Raw genomic sequence first — 9,139 nt, 5'->3', positions numbered from 1 at the left:
TACAAACTCGCCGACGCCGCCTGATATGATTCGAACCAAGAAAACGCTAATCTAGCGTATTGCGCGCCAGCCGTCTTGGATTCCTGGCTCATCGGCAACCGTCCCTCGAAAGAGGATAGGACTAACAGGTGGGCTGAAGCATGGAGCTCCGCAATGCGGAGACGAAAAAGAGACAAATCCGGAGAGGCGTTCGCTCGGTCATTGAAGAATGGCACGCCACTCAGACTAAAACTACGAATTCATATGTAATTGAAATTACTATATAATTTACGGATCACCTCAGATGAAAGGCTGACCATCTACCCCAACAGTAAGCGCGATTCAGCCGCATGCAGGGAAGCTAGCCCGCGCCCGATCCACGAACCGTGGATAGAACCCAATTTGGCTGCAGCGAACAGACAAATGCACTATCGTGTTCGCGCGAACCGGCAACTCCAGTGGAAGACCTTTGGGAAGAAGCCCGATGCGAGCCGTCAGCGATTCAGCCGAGCTTTTCAGGCATGTGAGTGCCGAGAAATCTGAATTTTACCGCCGCATCATGGACGTCTTTGCAGCAGCCAAACGGCAATACCGTCTGCAATTAAGACCTGACGAAGTACTGAGCGAAGCCCGATGGTTAGATGCACCACCGCGAATTGAGGACGTCAACACCGCGCTCGCCCAGCTTGCCGCCTGGGGCAATCTTGAATCGCATCCTGACACGGCGCGGGTTTCCAGCCTCAGCGATTTCTACCGTGCACGCTTCCTGTATCGTCTCTCGCAGGGCGGGGAGGCTGTCGAAGCGGCGCTGGCGCTTTTCGTGCAAACACTGCAACGGCGCGCCGAACTGCAAACGGTGGCGCTTGAAGACATCGCAAACCGGTTGCAGGCGCTTCAAACGCTGGCGGACGAGGCGGAAGCCGACGTCGCGAAGATCCACGAAACACTGCGGGATTTGGTGCGCGTTTTCGAGGGCCTTGCTGAAAATGCGCAGGCTTTCATGGCCGGCGTCGCACGCAGCATTGAGTTGCAACAGGCCGAGGCGATTGCGGTAGCGAATTACAAGCGCCAGCTAATCGACTATTTGGAGCGGTTCATGGGCGATCTGGTGCGCCGCTCCGACACCATCGCCAGACATATCCTCGCTCTGGAACCGAGCATTGACGCATTGCTACAGCAAGTCGCCACGCGCGATGCACGCGATGCAGCCCCCGGCGATGCGGAGGATCGGGCCGACGCGCGGACCCTTCACTTGAATGCCTGGCGCGAACGCTGGAGAGGTCTGCGCGGCTGGTTCTTCCGTACCGGCCACGAACCCTCACAAGCCGAACTGTTGCGGGCGAGGGCACGGTCGGCAATTCCGCAATTGCTAGGAGCGATCGCCGCGCTCAACGAGCGCCGCAGCGGGCGCAGCGACCGTTCCGCGGATTTCCGCATGCTCGCCTGCTGGTTTTCTGCCTGCAGCAACGATGGCGAGGCGCACCGGTTGGCGCGCGCAGCCTTCGCGCTCAACCCGGCACGACATTTCTCGCTGAATCCCAACGCCGACGCCGATCTGCCGGCCTCGACACGCTGGGCCGACGCGCCACCACTGACGATTCACCCGCGGCTACGCGAATACGGTGAGGCCGCGCCGCGCGGCGTGATGCCCCGGGTGCGTGATCGCGGTGAGGCCCGCGCACATCTGGCGCGCGAACTCGCCGAGGAGTCGCTGCAGGTCGAGGCGGCGCGCAAGCACCTCGCCACCGGTCAGCCCACACGCCTTTCAGATCTCGCCGAGCTGGACATTCATGCCTTCGGTCTGTTCCTGGGATTGCTCGGTGAGGTGCTGACCGAACAGGCCGGTCCGAACACCAGCGCGGAACGGCGAACCGGCGACGGATTATTGCATATCAACCTCACGCCACTCGCAGTCGATAGCCGCGCTGTGATCAATACGCCGCGCGGCGTATTTGCCGGGCGCGACCATTTAATCACGATCACGCCGACATGAGACAGCCGATGGCCGCCAGCGTTGGTAGAGACAGCCGCAGCATCGGCCAGCAACAGCGTCGGTTCCAGAACGAGGAATTTCGCAGTGCCGTGCGCGCCTTGCTGATGACGCCGCTGATGAGTCCGGACCACGACGATTTTCCGGCGATCCGCCGTCAGGCCGCCGCACTGCGCGACTGGTTTGGGCGAGAAACCGGCTGGGCGCTGCACGTCGAACAAGAGGGTGCTCGACTTTATAAGCGGCCGGCGGACCTCGCCAGCACGATGCGCGGTTTACCGTTTTATGATCGCCGGCGTTACGTGCTGCTGTGCTTGGCTTGCGCGGTGCTCGAACGCGCCGACCCGCAGATCACGTTGCGACTGCTGGGTGAGCGGCTGCTGCAATTCGCCGCCGAGCCGACGCTGGCGGCTTCCGGCTTCAGCTTCACGCTCGGCGCTCCCCATGAGCGGCGTGAACTGGTGGCGGTGTGCCGCACCTTGCTCGACTTGGGCGTGCTGCAGCGTGTCGCCGGCGACGAAGAAGCCTTCGTGCATGCCGGGGGCGATCAGGCCGATGCACTCTACGACGTGCAGCGCCGCGCGCTCGCCGGTATGCTGGCCGCCGTGCGCGGGCCGTCGACTTTCCGGCCGGAGGATGCGCCGGTCACGCTCGACCAGCGACTGCACGCCCTGGCCGACGAGCATGTGGCTGACAGCGATGAGGGCCGACGCACCGTTCTGCGCCGCCAACTGGCACGCCGGCTGCTCGACGATCCGGTAGTCTATACCGACACACTGGATGCGGAGTCCCGGGCCTATTTTGTCAACCAGCGTGGCGCCATGGCGGCCCGCCTGTCTGACGCAACCGGGCTGGTCGCGGAGCAACGCGCCGAAGGTCTGGCGCTGGTCGACGAGGCTGGCTCGCTGACAGATGTGGCGATGCCCGCCGAAGGCACCGACGCCCATGTCACGCTGCTGGTCGCGGAGTTCCTGGCCACCGTTTACAGGCAGCGGCAGACGGATGCCGCCGGCGCGACCCAACCATTCTCTGGTATGATCAGGGAACAAGACGTCGTCGATTACCTGCGCGAGAGCAAGCCCCGCTATGGCAAATATTGGCGCAAATCTGCGCGTGAACCCGGCGCAGAACGCGAGCTTGCGGAGATCGCCCTTGATCGGCTGGAAAAGCTTCAACTGATTGTGCGAGATGCCGAGACGGTCTATCCGCGCCCGGCGCTCGCCCGGTTTGCGCTCGGTGAGGCGGAGGTCCGCAACTTTCGTGAAACACGCGGCGTACAGACCGCGGCTGCCGATGCCCTGGTCGGTCCGATATGAACGACCGGCCGGCTTCATTTGCTGCTCTCTCCGAGAGACCCGCGCTGCCAATCCCGACGCGGCAACGCTGGCAGCCTTTGCGGCTTGGACTGGTGGAGCTGTTTCACTACGACAGCGAAGAGTTCTGGTTCCGCGACGGTCATCTGCTGCTGCGGGGCAACAACGGCACCGGCAAATCCAAGGTGCTGTCGCTGACGCTGCCCTTCCTGCTCGATGCGCAGCTCAAGTCCTCGCGCATCGAACCCGACGGCGACAGCGGCAAGAAGATGTCCTGGAACCTGTTGATGGGTAGCTATGACCGGCGCATCGGCTACGCCTGGATCGAATTCGGTCGCCTCGCCGACGACGGCACGCCGCATTACCTCTCACTCGGCGCCGGGCTTGCCGCGGTCGCTGCGCGTCCCCAGGTGGAGAGCTGGTTCTTCGTGCTGGAGGATTCCATTGGCGCTCCGCGCATCAATCAGGATATCTGGCTGATGAGCGATCAGCGCGTGGTCCTGACCCGGGAACGCCTGCGCGACGCGCTGCAAGGCCGCGGCCAGGTGTTCGATACCGCCGTCAGCTACCGGCGCGCGGTCGATGAGCGATTGTTCCACCTCGGCACTAGGCGCTACGACGCCTTGATGGATACGCTGATTCAGTTGCGTCAGCCGCAATTGTCGAAAAAGCCCGACGAAACCGCGCTCTCGGACGCACTCACCGAGGCCTTGCCGCCACTCGCACCCGAACTGCTTGGGGACGTCGCCGAGGCTCTGGGCCAGTTGGAGGAAGATCGCCGCCAACTCGAAGAATACCAGGCGCTGGCAAGAGCCGTTGAGCGCTTCGACCAGCGCTACCGGATCTACGCCGGTACCCAGAGCCGGCGGCAGGCCCGCGCGCTGCGCCAAGCCCAGACCGAGTTTGACAGCGCAAGCCGGGCGCGCGCCGACGCGCAGGCGCGGCTCGAGACGGCCGAGACCGCGGAAGCGCTCGCCCGGATAACTCACGACGACGCGGAACTTGCGCTCAAGCGCGAGCAGGCTCGGCTTGATATACTGCGTGCCGACCCGACCATGCAGGACGCGAACCGTCTCGAATCCGCCGAGCGGGACGCTTTGGCGCGGCAGCATGCGCTGCAAGCCGCCACCGCGGCGGTCGATGAGGTGCGACGGCGATTAAAGCGCAGCACTGAGGAGACCGGGCACGCCGTCCAGCGCATGACGCAAGCCGAACGTGTGATGACGAAGCTACGTCAGAACAGCGCGACGCATGCCGAGGCGGCAGGTGTCGCCGGCCTGCACGCCGGTAGCCCGCTCGCAACGCTCGCCGCCGCCGATCTGGTCGCATTGACGCCACAAGCCTTCGACAATGCATGCGCCGACCTTCGCACCTTGATCGTTGATCGACGCGAACAGATCGCATTGTTGCGGCGACGCCATGCCGAGGTGACGGAGGCCGAAGCCCTGCATACACAACGCCAGAACACGCGCGACGAAAGACAGGGCACGGTAGAGGCCACGGCAAAACGACGCGAGCAAGCCGATACGGAAGTCGATCACGAGGGCCGCTACTTGATTCAGGCGTGGGAGCGCTACTTCGCCAGCCTAAAGCAACTGCAGGTCAGCACCGACGACAGCCGCGCAGTGCTCACGGCCCTCGCCGACTGGGTTGTTGGGCTGGATGGCGACAATCCGGCGCGACATTGCCTGCAAACGGCGCAGCAGCACGCCAGTCTGCGTCTGGCGCAGCGTCGCGTGTCGCTCGATGGCCAACGCCAGACGCTGGAGACGGAGCTCAACACCTTCGAAGACGAACGCAGCCGTCTCGAAGCCGGCGTCGATGCGACGCCGCCCCACCCGCATACGCGCAGCGCCGATGCCAGAGATGCACGCGAGGGTGCGCCGCTTTGGCAATTGGTGGATTTTCGCGAAGAGGTCACGGCCGCTCAGCGCGCCGGCCTCGAGGCCGCGCTTGAAGCCGCCGGCCTGCTCGACGCATGGGTCTCGCCCGACGGCCACCTGCAGGCTGGCGACGGAGTGGAGCTGTTGCACGACACCCAGATGCTGCGGCGACGGTCGCATGCGCTCTCGCTCGTTGGTTGGCTGCACGCTGACACGCCCGCCGATAGCGCGGTACCGGCCGCACTCGTCGAACGCCTGCTGTCCGGCATCGCCTGCACCGATGACGATCCCGCGGACAGCGAAGCTTGGGTCGCCCCCGACGGTCGCTTTCGGCTCGCCGCGCTGGTCGGCGCCTGGGCCAAACCAGCGGCGGTCTATATCGGCCATGCGGCCCGCGCCGCAGCCCGCAAGCAGCGACTGGCCGACGTGGCCAGCCGCCTAACACAAATCGCCGATGAACTCGTTGCGGTCCAGGCGATGGACGCGCAACTCACGCGCGATCAGGACCAAGCCGCCGATGAATGGCGTCTGGTTCCCCCCGAAGAGGCGTTGCGCAACGCCCATCTTGCTGCGGCCGCCAGTGCGCGCGAGGCCCAGACCGCCCGCCAGCAATTGAGCGAGGCCGATCTTCGATGCCAAGAGGCCGCACAAGCCCTGCAGACGGTGCGGCAACGACTCGCGGCCGATGCCGCCGATCTGCGCCTTCCCGCATTATCAGCCGAAATACCGGCGGTCGAGATGGCGTTGAACCACTATCACGATGCCCAACTCCGCCTCGCCCAGGCTGTTCACGAGGTGCGTCTGGCGCTGCCCGAGCTGCAGCGGCAACGCAACCGCGAGAACGAAACCCGCGACGATCTGAAGAAGCAGGATGAACAATTTGCGGCTGCCCGCATTGAGGCGGGAGAAGCCGCCGTCCGGTTCGAGGTGTTGCGCGGTTCCGTCGGCACCAAGGTCGAGGAGCTGCAACGGCGGCTGGCCGATGCCGGCACCGCCGTCGAGGCCAGCAATTCCGCACTAACGCTCGCGCGCGACGTCCTGAGCAGGTCCGGCGAGGCGCGCGCGGTCGCGCACGAACAGGCAGCGACTGCGAGCAATATGTTCGGACAACGCAGCGACGCGCGCACCGAAGCAATCGCGAAGTTCCAGCACTTCGCGGCCACCGGCCTGCTCGCGGCTGCGCTACCGCAAGCCGACCTGCCTGACATGGGCGGCCCGTGGACGATCGACCCCGCGCTTACTCTGGCTCGTCGCGCTGAACAGGCCTTATCCGAACTCAAGGACGACGACGACGCCTGGACACGCCTGCAACGGCAGATCGGCGAAGACCTGACGGAGCTGCAACGCGCCCTCAGCGCACTCGGCCACCAGGCGCACGCAGAACAGAGCGATTGGGGGCTTATCGTCCGCGTCGTCTACCAGAACCGACCCGAACCGCCGGATCGCCTTGCCGCGCGCCTCGCCGAAGAGATCGCCCAGCGCAGTGAACTGCTGACGGCGAACGAGCGCGCTGTGCTGGAGAACCATCTGCAGGCTGAAATCGCCTCCGAAGTGCAGCGCCTGCTGCAGGCGGCCGAAACTCAGCGCGATGCGATCAATAAAGAATTGCACGATCGCCCGACATCCACGGGGGTACGCTATCGTCTGCTGTGGCAGCCGCTGGCGGAGGAAGAAGGTGCCCCGGTCGGCCTCGAAGCAGCGCGCAAACGCCTACTCAACACCAGTGCAGACCTTTGGTCCGCTGACGACCGGAGAGTGGTCGGCGCGATGTTGCAGCAGCGCATCGCCGCCGAGCGCGAGCGCGCCGATTCGGGCGTCGGAAAGGACGTGGGCGGCAGCCTGATCGAGCAACTCGCCCGCGCGCTGGACTATCGCCGCTGGCACCGCTTTCGCGTCGAGCGCTGGCAGGACGGGCACTGGCGCAAACTCTCCGGTCCGGCCTCCAGCGGAGAGCGGGCGCTCGGCCTCACCGTGCCGCTGTTCGCCGCGGTCGCCAGTTTCTACAGTCAGGGCAGCTACGCGCTGGCGCCGCGCCTGATGCTGCTCGATGAAGCGTTCGCCGGCATCGATGATATCGCGCGCGCCCATTGCATGGGGCTGATCCGCGAGTTCGATCTCGACTTCGTCATCACCAGCGAGCGTGAATGGGCCTGCTATGCCGAACTGCCCGGCGTCGCCATTTGCCAGTTGCAGCGGCGTGAAGGCATCGACGCGGTATTCGTATCGCGTTGGAGCTGGGACGGTCGCGCCAAGACACGCGAAGACGATCCAGATCGCAGGTTTGCGCCGACATGATCTCCTCGACCGACCCACGCCTGCAACGCCTACTTGGTGGCGACCGTTACGCCTTGCTGCGCAAGCGCCTGCGTCAGCGTTTCGAACGGGCACCGCTCGACGCCACGGTTGAAAACTTTCGCATCGGCAAGCTCACCGCGGAGGAACATGCTGCATTGGCTTCGCTGCTTGGTCGTCCGCTCCGTTACACCAAATCCTTACAAGTCGACGTTCGCCTCGTCGACACCGCTTTCCAGAATGCCGGCATCGCCGCTTCGCTGCGCGACGCACTTGAAAAACTCGATGGCCCGATTTCGAATCTCGCCACGACGCGCCTTGCGCTGCAAACAATGTGGTCGGATGTGCTGGGCGGCTGCACTCACCGCGAACTGATCGGACTGCTGCAGGCTCCGGCGGGCATCGGGCTTCTCAAGCGCCTTGCACGACAGAGCCCACCGGCGGCGCTCCAACTCTGTCGCCGTGTCGAAGCGGTATTGCAATGCCTCCCCGCGAGCGGCATCACACGTTCGCAATTGGCCGCCGACGTGCTGGGCGACGCCCACGCGCTCGACATCGGCCAGCCCACGGCAACCCTGGCACTGACGGTCTGGCGTCAGGTAATCGCTCGAACCGATTACAACAATGATGACGTCGATAGCGAGCCAACGGGAGACGGCGAGCTGGAGCCGGGCGGTGGTGCGGAGCGCGACCGCGACGTGTGGGCCAAGGCCGGCGTGCTGGTCAATGAATTGGCTCGCCCGGTGCTGTTCCTGAACCTGCCCATGCGCGATGCAGGAAATTACAGTCAGTCGCAGGGAGAGCCTGTTTACGCTTCGCTGCGGTCGCTGTTGCGGTCTCCACCGTCGTGGGACGTGGCGGATCGCAAGGTCTATGTCTGTGAGAATCCCAACCTGGTCGCAATCGCCGCGGATCACTGGGGCTCCGATTGCGCGCCGCTAGTCTGCACTGACGGCATGCCCGCCGCAGCACAGCGATGCCTGCTGTCGCAGCTGGCTAAAGCGCGGGCGCAGCTTTTCTATCATGGCGATTTCGATTGGCCGGGAGTGCGGATCGGCAACCACGTCATGCGCGAGCACGGCGCCCAACCCTGGCGTTTTGGGGCGAGCGACTACGAGTCCGCCGTCGAACAGACCTCATGTCTTGGACAGGCTCTCACGGGAAAGGCTGCGCCCGCGTTATGGGACGAAAGGTTAATGACGGCCATGCAGCAACATCGGCTCTCCATTGCTGAAGAAGCGTTAGCCGCGTCATTGTTGGAGGATCTCAGGGCCACATAATGATTGGGTTCGCGGACTTATTCTGAATGGTGGCAATTTGGCGCCCGAAGAGACTCTAACCGCCCTCAAATCGTAGTGCAGCTGTGGAGTGGGCAAAGTCGGCGCAGCAAAACCTTGGATGGCGGCGCTCCCAGTGGGCCTCCGATCACAATTGAGTCATTTCGTCGCGCGCAACCCCGTCGATCTTACGCTGCGACTTTCCTTCTGCCGCTTCCACGGGCGCTTCCATGAACGAAATTTGGGATCAAAACTCGAACAACAAAAAGCCCTCGAAAACGATACGTTTTCAAGGGCTTGAAGCTTGGTTGCGGGGAGGCGCAACACCCGATTATTGCGATTGATTGAACAGGAGATTCCTAAGCTTGTTGCATGAATGGACACCGATCGGGCCACTGATTGAGA

General features: G+C 64.0%; 4 protein-coding genes. All 4 read left to right on the top strand.

Going from position 1 to position 9,139, the window contains the following annotated elements:
- Window positions 1–463: 463 nt before the first annotated feature.
- From KJQ96_RS34220 to KJQ96_RS34205, 4 genes are read left to right on the top strand one after another with little or no spacing between them, the layout of a single operon-like run.
- Entirely contained in the window at window positions 464–1,972 is a 1,509-nt protein-coding gene (locus KJQ96_RS34220; RefSeq protein WP_057854519.1) for a TIGR02677 family protein, read from the top strand.
- An 8-nt stretch (window positions 1,973–1,980) separates the two neighbouring features.
- Window positions 1,981–3,285 carry a TIGR02678 family protein gene (locus KJQ96_RS34215; protein WP_213290651.1) on the top strand — a complete coding sequence of 435 codons (1,305 nt, stop codon included), beginning with the start codon at window positions 1,981–1,983 and terminating at the stop codon, window positions 3,283–3,285.
- A complete protein-coding gene (locus KJQ96_RS34210; RefSeq protein WP_213290650.1) occupies window positions 3,282–7,460 on the top strand; it encodes a TIGR02680 family protein in 4,179 nt (1,392 codons plus the stop codon). The genes KJQ96_RS34215 and KJQ96_RS34210 overlap by 4 nt, the downstream gene beginning before the upstream one ends.
- Complete coding sequence (locus KJQ96_RS34205) at window positions 7,457–8,737, top strand: TIGR02679 family protein (RefSeq protein ID WP_213290649.1); 1,281 nt, start codon at window positions 7,457–7,459, stop codon at window positions 8,735–8,737. The genes KJQ96_RS34210 and KJQ96_RS34205 overlap by 4 nt, the downstream gene beginning before the upstream one ends.
- The last annotated feature ends 402 nt before the right edge of the window (window positions 8,738–9,139 follow it).

Source organism: Bradyrhizobium sp. sGM-13 (genome assembly GCF_018398875.1).
GTDB lineage: Bacteria > Pseudomonadota > Alphaproteobacteria > Rhizobiales > Xanthobacteraceae > Bradyrhizobium.
Note: the sequence above shows the minus strand (reverse complement) of the source record. Positions and strands in the feature narration are given on the sequence as shown.